Genomic DNA, 13,770 nt, shown 5'->3' with positions numbered 1-13,770 from the left:
ACTTGCTGCGTCGGCCCGCGGTGGCGTGGCCTTCCTTTTTGGGACAACGCTGCCGTAGTCCGCAGTCCTGCCATCTGCTATCGATTGGAGGCATAGAACCCGTGGAATTTCCGATGTGTCATTTGCCTCGTGCCGTCATTCGAAGCCTGTGTCCCGCAGCCGTCGCCGGCATGCTCATCCTCGGTCCCTATCCGGCCCGAGCCGCCGATGACGACGCGCCCAAGGGGCCGGCGGTCACGGTGCTGAAAGTCGCAAAGTCCTGCTTCTCCGACATCGTCGAGGCCACCGGCACGATCATCGCGCGGGAGGAAACGTCGGTGCGGCCCGAGCGGCCGGGCCTCAAGGTCACCGACGTGCTGGCGGAAGCCGGCGACACCACCACCGCCGGCCAGGTGCTGGCGCGGCTGGCGCTGCCCGAGGGCGGCACCCTGCAGGTCACGGCGCCGGTGGCGGGCGTGATCGCGACGTCGACCGCCCAGATCGGCAATTTGGCCTCGGCCAAGGGCGAGGCGCTGTTCACGATCGTGGCGCGCAGCGAATACGATCTCGTCGGTCTGGTGGCGACCACCGATATGCGCAAGCTCGCGGTCAATCAGCCGGCGACCGTGCGGATCGCCGGCGCCGGCGACATCGACGGCAAGGTGCGCCGCATCGGCCCGACCGTGGAGCCGAACATCCAGCAGGGCATGGTCTATATCGGCATCTCCTCGCAGAAGCGTCTGCTGCTGAAGGCGAGCGGACGCGCGCTGATCAAGACCGGGCAGAGCTGCAACGTCGCGGTGCCGCTGACCGCCGTGCAATATTCATCCGCCGGCACCGTGGTGCAGGTGATCCGCCGCAACCGGGTCGAGACCAAGCGTGTCGAGGTCGGATTGATGTCGGGCGGCAATATCGAGGTCCGCGACGGCCTCAACGACGGCGATGTCGTCGTCGCCCGCGCCGGCGCGCTGCTGCGCGAAGGCGACCCCGTGCGCCCGGCGATGGCGACCGCTGAAGCGGCGAAGTAGTCTCTCAGCCGTCATTGCGAGGAGCTCTTGCGACGAAGCAATCCAGAATCTTTTCGCGGAGGGATTCTGGATTGCTTCGCTGCGCTCGCAATGACGATGTGGGGGCAGATGCGCGCTAAAGCACGCATCTCGTAGGGTGGGTTAGCCGAAGGCGTAACCCACCTCTTTGCTTTCCAAGATGACGAGAGAGAAGTGGTGGATTACGCCTTCGGCTAATCCACCCTACGAAGTGCCGCGAACTAGCCGCCGGCTTCGCCGAAATGGACGTCTTCGAGCAGCGAGGAGGACACGGTCGGGACCTGGTCGCCTTCGCTGGCGCGGGAGATGGCGACGCGGGTCTTGTTGAAGACGCTTTCGGCGCTGCCCTTTGCACTGAGGTTGTTCAGGAACTCGCTGACCAGCACGCTGTGCTCGCCCTTGCCGTCGTCGACGACCTTGCCGGGCGAAGCCGAGGACAGGATCAGCGCATTGTCGGACGCGTTGATCGGCGCGAGGCCGTGGCTGTAGGAGCGGAAGCGACGCTCGTAAGGGTTACGGCGAGAGGCATCGACGACGACGAGCTTGGCCTTGGCGCCCTGCTCCTTCATCATGTCGATCACGCCGTCGATCGAGACGCCCTGGCGGCGGACGTCGCTTTCCTTCCAGATCACCGCATCGACCGGCAGCATGTAGCTCTCGCGTCCCGCCTGCACGCCGTAGCCGCCGAAGAACAGCATGACGACGGTGTCGCGCTTGATCCGGGACTTCAGGCGATTGACGGCGCGGACCATGTCGTCCTTGGTCGCGTCTTCCACCATGTCGACGTCAAAACCGTTCTTGCGCAGGGACGAGGAGAGCGCGCGGGCGTCGTTGATAGACTGCGTCAGCGGCGCGCTGGCGTCGGGATAATGTCCATTGCCGATGACGAGGGCGAGGCGCGAGGTCTGGGCGATCGAGCCCGTGATCTGGTCGGTCGAGACGGCCTTGGCGGCGTCGATCGCGCGCATGTTCAGAGCAGCATGGGCGCCGATCACGAGCGACACCGTGCCGATGAGGGCCGCGGCCAACGCGATCGTGCGTCGGGAAATGTCGAGCTGCCTAACATTCATCTCGCTTCATTCCTGTCAGTGCCAAAGACCAGCCAAGCGCGCGCACACTGTTTGAGTAGCGCGATAGCGTCTTTAGGTTTGAGGGATTGGCCGGGGATGTGCCCCCGAATTGCGCGCAATTTGCGGCGCCGCACCAAACAAACCCTTAACCGGATATCGCCTCCCCGGCAATAGATTGCCCAAAAATTGAGCTAAGCGACTGAAGATGTTCGTTAATTCTCCAAGCCAGATTTGTGCGTTTTTGCCCCCTGGCACCCCATTTCGAGCCTCGATCATGCAGCCTTCGTGCCGGCTTTTTCCGTGACCTCCATCACATTTGTATTTCCTGCGAATCCGGGTAGCCTTTTCAACGACTTGGCAAGGGGGCGGCGCGCAGATGGGAGTGTGCCGGCCCCCGACCAAGGCCCCGCGACCAGGTATTTCATGAGCCTTCATTATTTTGCCGGCGCCGCCTGCCGGGCGCTGACCGCCCGGAAGGACGGCCCCTCGCTTTACGATGTGTGCGACCCCGTATTGTCTGTTACGGCCAGCGGCGATCCGCATCTGGCCAAATTCTACAAGACCGCGCTCGGCAATCCCGCGTTGCGGGTGCTGCTGCGGCGGGCCGGGCTGCCCGAGCTGCGCGACGAGGCCAGGCTGACGGCGCTGCGCCAAGCGCTGGTTCGCGCCCGCGACGAGGCCGAGCCCGATTGGGCGGCGGTCGGCCAGCCGGTCGCCGATCTCGTCGACAGCATCGCGCTCGACCACCCCAAGCCGCCGCCGGCCATGTTCACCGGCTCCGCGCCGCCAGAGTCGCAGATCGACGGCGTGATCCGCGACTGCGCGCAGCATCTGCTCGGCTCCTACCGCAAGAACGGCTTCCTGCCGACCTACGCCGCCTTCAACCTGATTGGCGATCCCGATTTTCGCGGCCGCGAGCTGACCATGGCGCTCACGGGCCTCAACGCGCGCGGCTACAAGAATTCCTCGCTGCTGTTCAACCTCGCCCGCGTCTTCATCGCGCGCTCGCCAGCCCGGGCCGTCGTCAATCCGCCCTGGCGAGGGGTCGCCGAGCCGATGTGGGAACCGGTTCAGATCCGCCACCGCTCGGCCTATTACGATGCGTTCTTCATCGAGGCGCTGCTCAGCTATGGCGAGACCGGGCTCGCCTCCCAGGCCGACAAGATTGCGGCCGAACGCGCCATCGCCGACATGGTGAATTTTTGCGTCAACATCAGCCGCGAGGAGGTCGAGGGCATCGACGGCGCGCGCTTCAACGTCGTCACCGCCTTGGCGCCTCCGCCGCATCCGCGCTTTTCGCGTTACTTCGCGCAGATCAAGCAGGATCTCGGCTTCGGCGTCTACGTGCCGGATTGCGACACCACGGCGTGCTCGATCTCGGCCGCGACGCAGGCCGGCTGCCTTGATGAGATCATCGACCAGCCGCTGCTGGATTTCTACGCCGGCTACCAGGTGCGCGCCGGCGTCAACGAACCGCGCGTGACCGTGCCGCTCAACGACAATATCGACTATGAGGGCGGCGTCGCGACCTGGATCGACAACCTCAAGGGCGAGCGTCCCTATGGCAACGATCTCGATCCGACGCTCAATCTCGACATTCTCGAGGTGAGCTTTCGCAACCTCGCGCGCTGGAAAGTCCTGGAGACGCCGTCGCGGCTCGCCACGGTGCATCGCATCATCGGCTTCCAGAAGCGGCTGGCGGCGAGCGGCGCCTTCGCCAATCCGCGCTCGCACATTTACTATCTGCCCGAGCTCTACAGCGCCTATTTCGGCCGCTGCTATGCGGCGTTCCTGGCACTGCCGCTGGCCGCGCAGGCCGCGATCGATCCCGCCGGCGATTTCGACTTCATCCGCCATCGCGTGCTGTCCTACGTCAAGGGCGAGCTGATGGCCGCTGAGATGAACGTGTTCGACGCGGCGCTGGCGCTGATCGCGCTCGGCCATCTCGGCGCCGACCCGCGCGCCTTCGCGCCGGCGCTGAACGTGATTGTCGCCGGTCTCGGCGAAGGCGGCCGCCGCGGCCCGTTCCGCGCCTATGAGTGGAACAAGATGAAGACGCCGACGCGGATTTTGGTGGGCGGCCCGGAGGTGACGTCGGCGTTCGTGCTGATGGGGCTGGCGGTGGCGAAGCGGGCGATGACGGGGCGGGGGTAGGTTTCGTGCCCGGACGCAGATCTCGTAGGGTGGGCAAAGGCGCGCTCTTCGCGCCGTGCCCACGATCTCTCGCCACGAAAGACATCGTGGGCACGCTTTCGCTTTGCCCACCCTACGGGACCTTCGACCAATGACGGGAAGTTGAAAGCCTATCTGTTAGGCATACGCTGGCCCGACGGCCAAAAGCCGACCACAATTGCGCGATCTATCGAGATTTTCATCACACGCGGACCGGCATGCTGCGAAAAATCCTGATTGCGCTGTCCTTGCTCGCCCTGCCCTCGCTGGCTGAGGCCACCGACATCACCGGCATGGCCAAGGTCCGCGCCGGCGATGCCGTCGTGATCGGCAACACGCGGATCCGGCTCGGCGGCATCGACGCGCCTGCGGTCGACCAGCTCTGCCTGAACACCAAAAGCGAGCGCTGGACCTGCGGCGTCGCGGCGCGCGACGAGCTCGCCAAATATGCCGAGGGCAAGAGCTGGGTCTGCCACACCCGTTCAATCGACCGGCGCGGCCGCACCGTGGCGCGCTGCGAGGTCGGCGGCGAGGACATCCAGAAGTGGCTGGTGCGCAGCGGCTGGGCGCTTGCCTACACCCGCATCTCCAAGGACTACGAGCCCGACGAGGCCGCTGCGCGCGAGGCGAAAGCCGGGATGTGGCAGGGCGCCTTCATCGCGCCCTGGGACTGGCGCGTCCGCAACAAGAAGACCGCCATCCTCGGCGCCACCAAGCCGCCCGACGGGGCGCATGCGGTGCTGCTCGCCTCGGCCTCGGGACCGGTCGCGCCTTCCCCGGACTGCACCATCAAGGGCAACGTCAACAGCGCCGGCGAGTGCATCTTTCACCAGCCGACCAGCCGCTGGTACACCCAGATCAAGATGAAGATCAGCAAGGGCACTCGCTGGTTCTGCTCGGTCGAGGAGGCGGAAGCCGCCGGCTGCCGCGAGACCAAGAGATGAGAGCCCCAGACCTGCGTTTTGCGTGCTTTTCTTGGGGGTTCACGGCGCGTAAAACGTGAATCAGCAAACCCACCAGTCCGTTCTCAAGCAACAAGGACCAACAGCAATGACCGTTCGCGCGGGCCGGGAATTTCTGGCCATCCCCGGGCCCACCACGATGCCCGACGAGGTGCTGCGGGCAATGCACCGTCCGGCGATCGACATCTACTCCAAGGAGATGCTCGACCTGACCGAGAGCCTGCTCAGTGACATCTCGAAACTGTTTGTGACCAAGGGTAAGTCCTACATCTACATCGCCAACGGCCACGGCGCCTGGGAAGCGGCGCTGAGCAACGTGCTGTCGCGCGGCGACAAGGTGCTGGTGCTGGAGAGCGGGCGCTTTGCGATCGGCTGGGGCAATGCGGCAGCGCTGATGGGCGCCGAGGTCGAGGTGCTCAAGGGCGACTGGCGCCGCGCAGTGCGGCCGCACGAGGTCGAGGAGCGCCTGCGCCGCGACAAGGAGCACACCATCAAGGCCGTCGTCGTGGTCCAGGTCGACACGGCCTCGGGCGTGCAGAACGACATCGAGGCGATCGGCAAGGCGATCAAGGCGAGCGGCCATCCGGCGCTGTACATGGTCGACACGGTCGCCTCGCTCGGCTGCATGCCGTTCGAGATGGACAAATGGGGCATCGATGTTGCGATGTCCGGCTCGCAGAAGGGCCTGATGACGCCGCCCGGCCTCGGCCTCGTCGCCGCCAATGCGCGCGCGCTCGAGGTGCACAAGAAGGCCAACATGTCGACGCCCTATTGGAGCTGGAGCGAGCGCGAGGGCACCGAGAATTATCGTAAATACGCCGGCACCGCGCCGGTGCATCTGTTGTTCGCTTTGCGCAAGGCGATCGACATGCTGCATGAGGAAGGCCTCGAGAACGCCTTCCGCCGCCACAGCCTGCTCGGCGAAGCCGCGCGCCGCGCGGTTGGCGCATGGTCGGAAGGCCAGGTGCTCGGGTTCAACGTGGCGGAGGCGAGCGAGCGCTCCAACACCGTGACCACGGTCACCATGAGCAACGGCCACGATCCCGCAGTGCTGCAACGCTATTGCAAGGACAAGTGCGGCGTGGTGCTCGGCACCGGCATCGGCGACCTCTCCGGCCAGGCCTTCCGCATCGCCCATATGGGCCATGTCAACGCGCCGATGTTGCTCGGCACGCTCGGGGTGATCGAGATCGGCCTCAACGCGCTGAAGATCCCGCACGGCAAGGGCGGGCTGGAGGCGGCGGTCGCGTATCTCGGGGAAGAGGTGGCGGTGTAGGGCGCCAGCCACAAACGCCACTGTCGTCCCTGCGAACGCAGCGCTCCTTTCTTCCTTCTCCCCTTGTTGTGGGAGAAGGTGGCGCGAAGCGCCGGATGAGGGGTTGTCTCCGCAAACTCAATTTCGAGATCGATTCGCGGAGAGATACCCCTCACCCGTCTCGCCGCTCCGCGGCGAGCCACCCTCTCCCACAGGGGGAGAGGGGAAGATCAGCGCGCGACACGATACGCCTCGACCTGCGCCTTCAGCTCATCCAGCGACGCCGTCGGCATCTTCGGATCGACGCGATACTCCCCGCTCGCCAGCCACTGCAGCACCTTCGCATCGACGACCGGCGAGTGGTGGATGACGTCGCCGTAATTTTCGAGGTCGTGCGTCACCGCCTTGACCGCGCGGAAATCGTGCAGGCGCACGTTGGGAAGCTGCGTCAGGCGCTGCGCGACGACCGCCGTGACATCGGTGACGATCTTCAGCGTCTCGGGCGAGGCATCGCGCATTGCAACGAATTGCAGGATCGAATAGGGCGGGAAGTAGATGTCGAAGGTCACATCGGGGTGGCGCGTGATCAGGCCGATGGCATCGCGCTCGAAATGCCTGACCATGGCGTCATAGCCGTAGCCTTCGCCGAGAAAACGGCTGCGCACCGGGCTCGTGATGTAGGCGAAGGCGGCGAGCGTCCTCCTCGCATTGTACTCGCGAGCAATGTCGAAATCCCGCGGCAGCGCGTAGATGTCGTCGACATCGGCGAACGCGAACTTGACGGGAAGAAACGGCGCCGCGCGGGTCAGCGGCCCTTGCAACGGCGGGACCGACCGCAGCAGCGTGAACAGGGACTCCTTCGCCATCGCGGCGCTGAACAGATAGGATGCGATGCCCTTGGCCGTCCCGCGATAGAGATCGACGGACAGATAGGGATCGGCCTCGATGTCGGCCGCATCGACGAAGATGAAATCGTCCATCGCCCAGATCACGCGCCTTGCGCCGCCCGCGATCGCCTGCTCCAGCACGAAGGCCTGCTGGCGTGAGTTGGAGCCGGTCATCGCCAGCTTGAGCGAGCGAACGCCGAGCGCACGGTCGATGTCGCTCTGGCGGAAATGGATCGCGAGCGAGGTGCCCATGAAGGCGGTGTCGAACGACTGGCTGCGGATCAGACCGGCATTCTGCACGCGCGTGTCGTCGGAATAGAAGGCGGAGCGCGAGGGACGGAACAGCTGCAGGGGATCGACGACGTAGGTGAGCAAGGCCGCACCGAGCACGAATGCGATGCTCGCGAGCAGAAGACGCTTGAGACTGGTGAACGGCCCGCGCATCAGAACCGGAAATAGATGAATTCGCTGTGGCTCTGGATGCCCAAGATGCCGAATGCAAGTACCAGCGATGCGCCATAGAGAAACAGCGGCCGCATGCGCCCTGCCCGCAGGCTCTCGCCGACCCGGCGGTTAGCGTGATCGTATCCCAGGATGCCTTGCGTATTCGGCGCCAGCCACACCAGCGCGGCGTAGATGGAGATCAGCACCAGCGCCGCGATCTCCTCGCGGCCGAAGACGATGTTGGAGGGATCGGCCATGGCGTGGAGAACCCGCAGCGCCCACGCAACGCTCTCGGCGCGGAAGAACACCCAGGCGACGACGACGGCGAGGAAGGTCAGCACTGCTCCGGCGATGCGGGCCGGGCGCGTGAGAACAGATGGGATGTTCGGCATCAGCGCGTTGAAGGCGTGGTTGACACAGAGATAAGCGCCGTGCAGCGCGCCCCAAATGACAAAAGTCCAGGCGGCGCCGTGCCAGAGCCCGCCGAGCAGCATCGTGATCATCAGATTGACGTAGCGCAGCACGCGGCCGTGGCGGTTGCCCCCGAGCGGGATGTAGAGATAATCGCGCAGGAACTGCGACAGCGTCATGTGCCAGCGGCGCCAGAACTCGACGATGCTGGTCGCCTTGTAGGGCGAGTTGAAATTGACGGGCAGGAAGATGCCGAACATCAGCGATATCCCGATCGCCATGTCGGAATAGCCGGAGAAGTCGAAATAGAGCTGGAACGTGTAGGCGAGCGCACCACACCAGGCCTGATCGAAGCTCGGCGAGCGCGCCTCGAAGGCGAGCGCGACCAGCGGCTGGATGCCGTCGGCAAGACAGGTCTTCTTGAACAGGCCGATGGCGAAGATGATGACACCGCACAGCATCAGATGTCCGTCCGGATACTTCGTCTCCTTCCGCTCGAACTGCGGGATCATGTCCTTGTGGTGGAGAATGGGCCCGGCGATCAGATGCGGGAAATAGGTCACGAACAGCGCGTAATGCGGCAACGCATAGGCCGCGACCTGTCCGCGATACGCATCCACCAGGAAGGCAATCTGTGTGAAGGTGTAGAAGGAGATGCCGACCGGCAACAGGATGTGAGCCGCAAGATGCGAGCCGAACAGCGTGTTGATGTTCTCGGCAGCGAAGCCGGCATATTTGAAGATGCCGAGCACGAGCAGATCGCCGACGACACCGAGTGCGAGCGCCGCCTTTCGGTGTGACGAACCGAGCTTCGCCACGATCAGGAGATGGCCGACGCCGTAATTGAAGCCGATCGACAGCAGCAACAGGGCCACGAACTGCCAGTTGCCGATGGCATAGAAGGCGAGCGAGGCCAGCGCCAGCCAGATCACCGGCGTGAAATTGCTGCGCCGCCCAAGCCAGAAATAGCCCGCCAGAACGACCGGCAGGAACAGCAGGATGAACGGGTAGGAATTGAACAGCATCAGGCTGGACCGGCGGCGGGGATTTTGGTCCGTAAAGCATACAAGGGGCCGGTCAACAACCCGGCAGGCTTGGCGGAGTCGTGCTGGCAATTCGCAGAAGCGGGACGATATAAGGTGGAACACGGCGCCTTCTTTCCCCTCTCCCCGCTTGCGCGGAGAGGGTCAGGGTGAGGGGGAGTCTCCACAAGGACGGTGATAGCTGGACTCGCCGAGAGTCCCCCTCACCCGGATTGCATCTGCGATGCAATCCGACCTCTCCCCGCAAGCGGGGCGAGGTAAAGAAGGATTGCCGCAAGAACGAGAGATGATGAGGACCGAGTGACACAAGCCAAAACGCCTTCCCAGCCCCCCGTCGCCCCGCGCCGGCCGCATTCCTTCACGCGGCACGGCATCACCGTGACCGACGACTATGCCTGGCTGAAGGACGCGAAATGGCAGGAGGTGCTACGCGATCCCAAGGTGCTCGATCCCGACATCCGCAAATATCTGGATGAGGAGAACGTCTACACCGAGAGCCTGCTCGGCCACACCGCATCCCTGCAGAAGACGCTGGTGCGCGAGATGCGCGGACGGATCAAGGAGGACGATTCCAGCGTGCCCTCGCCCGACGGCCCGTTCGCCTATTTCCGCAGGTTTCGCGAGGGCGGACAGCACGAGCTGTTCGGCCGCATGCCGCGCGACGGCGGCGACGGCGAGATCGTGCTCGACGGCGACGCGCTCGCCAAGGATCACAAATATTTCAGGTTCGGCGGCAGCCGGCACTCCTACGATCACAAGCTGCAGGCCTGGAGCGCCGACACCAAGGGCTCGGAATATTTTTCGATCCGCGTCCGCGACTGGGCAACGGCCAGGGATCTCGACGACGTGGTCGAGGAGACCGATGGCGGCGTGGTCTGGGCCGCGGATTGCAAGAGCTTCTTCTATGTGAAGCTCGACGACAACCATCGGCCGATGCAGGTGTGGCGACACAAGCTCGGCACCAAGCAGGCCGACGACACGCTGATCTATGAAGAGCAGGATGCCGGCTGGTTCACCCATCTGCACGAGAGCACCAGCGGCCGCTTCTGCGTGATCGCCGGCGGCGATCACGAGACTTCGGAGCAGCGGCTGATCGATCTCGCCAACCCCGAGGCGCCGCCGCGCCTCGTCGCGGCGCGCGAGGAAGGCGTGCAATATTCGCTGGCCGATCGCGACGATCAGCTCTTCATCCTCACCAATGCGGACGATGCCATCGACTTCAAGATCGTCACCGCGCCGCTCAATTCGCCCGAGCGCAAGAACTGGCGCGACCTGATCCCGTATCGTCCCGGCATCTACCTCATCGACCTCGATCTCTATGCCGGCCATCTGGTGCGGCTGGAGCGCGCCAACGCGCTGCCGGCGATCGTGATCCGCGATCTCGCCTCGAACGAGGAGCACGCCATCGCCTTCGACGAGGCCGCCTATTCGCTGGATACGATGGGCTCCTACGAATTCGAGACGACGAATCTGCGATTCGCCTATTCGTCGATGACGACGCCGTCGGAAGTCTATGACTACGACATGGTCAAGCGCACGCGCACCTTGCGCAAGCGCCAGGAGATTCCGTCGGGCCACGACGCTGCCGATTACGTCACCACCCGCATCACGGCAAGATCGCATGATGGCGCCGAGGTGCCGGTGTCGATCCTCTACCGCCGCGGGCTCAAGCTCGACGGCACGGCGCCGCTGCTGCTTTACGGCTACGGCTCCTATGGCATGGCGATGCCGGCCTCGTTCAATGCCAACCGCCTGTCGCTGGTCGACCGCGGCTTCGTCTACGCCATCGCCCATATCCGCGGCGGCGCCGACAAGGGCTGGGGCTGGTATCTCGACGGCAAGCGCGAGAAGAAGACGAATTCGTTCGACGATTTCGCAGCCAGCGCCCGCGCGCTGATCGATGCGAAGTACACCAGCGCAAAACGCATCATTGGCCATGGCGGCTCGGCCGGCGGCATGCTGATGGGCGCGGTCGCCAATCGCGCCGGCGAATTGTTCGCCGGCATCGTCGCCGAAGTACCGTTCGTCGACGTGCTCAACACCATGCTCGACGACACCCTGCCGCTGACGCCGCCGGAATGGCCGGAATGGGGCAACCCGATCGAGAGCGAGCAGGATTTTCGAACGATCCTGTCCTACTCGCCTTACGACAATGTCGCGGCAAAGGACTATCCGGCGATCCTGGCGATGGGCGGCTTGACCGATCCGCGCGTCACCTACTGGGAGCCCGCCAAATGGATCGCACGCCTGCGCGCCACCATGAGCGGGGGCGGCCCGGTCCTGCTCCGCACCAATATGGGCGCCGGCCACGGCGGCGCGTCGGGCCGATTCGACCGGCTGGATGAGGTCGCGATCGTCTATGCGTTCGCGCTGTGGGCGGCGGGGATGGCGGAGGCCGGGGTGTAGCCACACCCACCGCCGTAGCGACATCCTCCGCTGTCGTCCCCGCGAACGCGGGGACCCATACCGCGTGATGTATCGGTGGAAGGCGAAAGCAGTACCGGCGAAGATTTCTTAACTGCAAGTCTTCGCCAAATTGCTCCCTGGGGTTATGGGTCCCTGCGTTCGCAGGGACGACGGTCTTGTAGGGTGGGGAGAGGCGAAGACTCACACCGCCCCGTGCGCCTCGACATACAGCGCATACACCGAATGGCTGCTGGCCATGTAAAGCCGGTTGTTCTTCGGGCCGCCGAAGCAGAGATTGGCGCAGCGTTCGGGAAGCTTGATGAAGGCGAGCGGCTTGCCGTCCGCGTTGAACACCATGACGCCGTCGAGATCCTCCGGCTTGGCCCTGAGCTGAAACACCTTGCGGCCGCCGACATCGGTCGGCTCGCCCTGCAGCGCGCCGTTGGAGCCCCAGCCGCACCAGAGATTGCCGTCGCGGTCGACGCGGAAGCCGTCGAGCGAGCCCTGGTCGGCGGCGTCGATCAGCTTGGTCTTGCCGCTGAGCGCGCCATCGTCGCCGACATTGTAGCTCCAGATGCTGCGGTTGGGCGTGCCCTTCCACTCGACGACATAGAGCTTCTTCTCGTCCGGCGAGAAGGCGAGGCCGTTGGGATTGACGAGGTCGGTGAGGACGGCGGTGATCTTGCCGTCCTTGGCGATGCGGTAGACGTTGGTGGTGGCCTGCTCGGCCTTCTCCTTCTTGCCCTCCCACTCGCCGTTGATGCCGAACAGGGGATCGGTGAACCAGATGCTGTCGTCGGACTTCACCACGATGTCGTTCGGCGCGTTCAGCCGCTTGCCCTCGAACTTGTCGGCGAGCACGGTGACCTTGCCATCCTTCTCGGTGCGGGTGATGCGGCGGGTGACGGAATGCTCGCAGGTGACGAGACGGCCCTGGCGGTCGCGCGCATTGCCATTGGCGTAATTGGCATTGGCGCGGAACACGCTGGTCTGCCCGGTCTTCTCGTCGAACTTCATGATCCGGTTGTTGGGAATGTCGGAGAACAGGAGATAGCCGCCCTCGGGGAAATAGGCCGGGCCTTCGGCCCAGCGCATGCCTGATGCGACCTGCTCGACCGTCGAGGAGTAGAGCCGGTATTTTGTGAAGCTGGGATCGAGGATCTGGACGGCGGGGTCGGGGTAGCGCTGGTTGGGCGTGAACGGGAACGACTGGGCGCGGGCGGCGCGGGCCAGAAGCGTGGACGCCATTGCTGCGCCAGCGCCGGCCACGAGATTGCGTCGCGTGAAATTCATAAAATCCTCCCTGGGTGATAAAAAGCCGGCGCTTGATGTGGCCGGCCTGTTTTCTTGACTTGGTTTGGCGCTGGCCTTACCGGCCGTTCTTCTTCCGCCACGCCGCAAAATCGGTGAGCGTCTGCGGATCCGTGGCGGGATAGAGACCGAAGATGCCGCGGCCCTTGCCGACCTCCTCGGTGACGAAATCCTCGAACGCCGTCATCTCGAAGGTCTCGTTGGCGATCTCATCGGCGAGATACGCGGGGATCACGATGACGCCATCGGCATCGCCAAGAATGACGTCGCCGGGAAACACCGGCGCATCACCGCAGCCGATGGGGACGTTGATCTCGATCGCCTGGTGCAGCGTGAGATTGGTCGGCGCCGACGGGCGGTGGTGATAGGCGGGGATGCCGAGCTTGGCGATCTCGGCGGAATCGCGAAAGCCGCCGTCGGTGACGACGCCGGCGACGCCGCGCTTCATCAGCCGCGTCACCAGGATCGCGCCGGCCGAAGCCGCGCGTGCGTCCTTGCGGCTGTCCATCACCAGCACCGCGCCCGGAGGGCAATCTTCGACCGCCTTGCGCTGCGGATGGGAGCGGTCCTTGAAGACCTCGATGGTGTTGAGGTCCTCGCGCGCCGGCATGTAGCGCAGCGTGAAGGCCTCGCCGACCATGGTCGGCTGGTCGGCACCGAGCGGATGCACGTCCTGGATCATCTGGATGCGCAGCCCGCGCTTGAACAGCGCGGTGGCGACGGTCGCGGTGGAGACCGATTTGAGTTTTGTGCGGGTGGCTTCGCTGAGTTTTGACATGTGCGT

The 13,770-nt window shown here is 64.7% G+C and carries 10 protein-coding genes; 5 read left to right on the top strand and 5 right to left on the bottom strand.

Features of this window, described 5'->3' with window-relative positions; translation table 11 throughout:
* Nucleotides 1-113 precede the first annotated feature (113 nt).
* The gene (locus GGD66_RS13750) at nucleotides 114-1,007 is read left to right on the top strand and encodes an efflux RND transporter periplasmic adaptor subunit (RefSeq protein WP_183258098.1); all 894 of its coding nucleotides are present in this window, start codon (nucleotides 114-116) and stop codon (nucleotides 1,005-1,007) included.
* A 239-nt stretch (nucleotides 1,008-1,246) separates the two neighbouring features.
* Here the strand turns inward: GGD66_RS13750 and GGD66_RS13745 are convergent, their stop codons facing one another.
* Nucleotides 1,247-2,095 carry a caspase family protein gene (locus GGD66_RS13745; protein WP_018321598.1) on the bottom strand — a complete coding sequence of 283 codons (849 nt, stop codon included), beginning with the start codon at nucleotides 2,093-2,095 and terminating at the stop codon, nucleotides 1,247-1,249.
* A gap of 423 nt (nucleotides 2,096-2,518) precedes the next feature.
* On the opposite strand from GGD66_RS13745, the gene GGD66_RS13740 reads away from it, so the two are divergent.
* From GGD66_RS13740 to GGD66_RS13730, 3 genes are all read left to right on the top strand, one after another.
* Nucleotides 2,519-4,249 carry a hypothetical protein gene (locus tag GGD66_RS13740; protein ID WP_183258097.1) on the top strand — a complete coding sequence of 577 codons (1,731 nt, stop codon included), beginning with the start codon at nucleotides 2,519-2,521 and terminating at the stop codon, nucleotides 4,247-4,249.
* 236 nt (nucleotides 4,250-4,485) lie between these two features.
* Nucleotides 4,486-5,211 carry a thermonuclease family protein gene (locus tag GGD66_RS13735; protein WP_179739741.1) on the top strand — a complete coding sequence of 242 codons (726 nt, stop codon included), beginning with the start codon at nucleotides 4,486-4,488 and terminating at the stop codon, nucleotides 5,209-5,211.
* A gap of 106 nt (nucleotides 5,212-5,317) precedes the next feature.
* Nucleotides 5,318-6,505: an alanine--glyoxylate aminotransferase family protein gene (locus tag GGD66_RS13730; protein ID WP_183258096.1), complete on the top strand. Its 1,188-nt coding sequence runs from the start codon at nucleotides 5,318-5,320 to the stop codon at nucleotides 6,503-6,505.
* 209 nt (nucleotides 6,506-6,714) lie between these two features.
* Here GGD66_RS13730 and GGD66_RS13725 read toward each other — a convergent pair whose 3' ends face one another.
* Nucleotides 6,715-7,815: a hypothetical protein gene (locus GGD66_RS13725; protein ID WP_183258095.1), complete on the bottom strand. Its 1,101-nt coding sequence runs from the start codon at nucleotides 7,813-7,815 to the stop codon at nucleotides 6,715-6,717.
* On the bottom strand, nucleotides 7,815-9,251 hold the full coding sequence (locus GGD66_RS13720; protein ID WP_183258094.1) for an MBOAT family protein: 1,437 nt from the start codon (nucleotides 9,249-9,251) through the stop codon (nucleotides 7,815-7,817). Before GGD66_RS13720 ends, GGD66_RS13725 begins: the two co-directional genes overlap by 1 nt.
* A gap of 318 nt (nucleotides 9,252-9,569) precedes the next feature.
* On the opposite strand from GGD66_RS13720, the gene GGD66_RS13715 reads away from it, so the two are divergent.
* Nucleotides 9,570-11,675, top strand: a complete 2,106-nt coding sequence (locus GGD66_RS13715; RefSeq protein WP_183258093.1) for a S9 family peptidase — start codon at nucleotides 9,570-9,572, stop codon at nucleotides 11,673-11,675.
* Nucleotides 11,676-11,876: 201 nt separating this feature from the next.
* On the opposite strand, the gene GGD66_RS13710 is transcribed toward GGD66_RS13715, so the two are convergent.
* Nucleotides 11,877-12,968: an SMP-30/gluconolactonase/LRE family protein gene (locus GGD66_RS13710; protein WP_183258092.1), complete on the bottom strand. Its 1,092-nt coding sequence runs from the start codon at nucleotides 12,966-12,968 to the stop codon at nucleotides 11,877-11,879.
* 76 nt (nucleotides 12,969-13,044) lie between these two features.
* Nucleotides 13,045-13,764 carry a ribonuclease activity regulator RraA gene (locus GGD66_RS13705; protein ID WP_183258091.1) on the bottom strand — a complete coding sequence of 240 codons (720 nt, stop codon included), beginning with the start codon at nucleotides 13,762-13,764 and terminating at the stop codon, nucleotides 13,045-13,047.
* Between the last annotated feature and the right edge of the window lie 6 nt (nucleotides 13,765-13,770).

It is taken from the genome of Bradyrhizobium sp. CIR48 (assembly GCF_014198315.1).
GTDB lineage: Bacteria > Pseudomonadota > Alphaproteobacteria > Rhizobiales > Xanthobacteraceae > Bradyrhizobium.
Note: the sequence above shows the minus strand (reverse complement) of the source record. Positions and strands in the feature narration are given on the sequence as shown.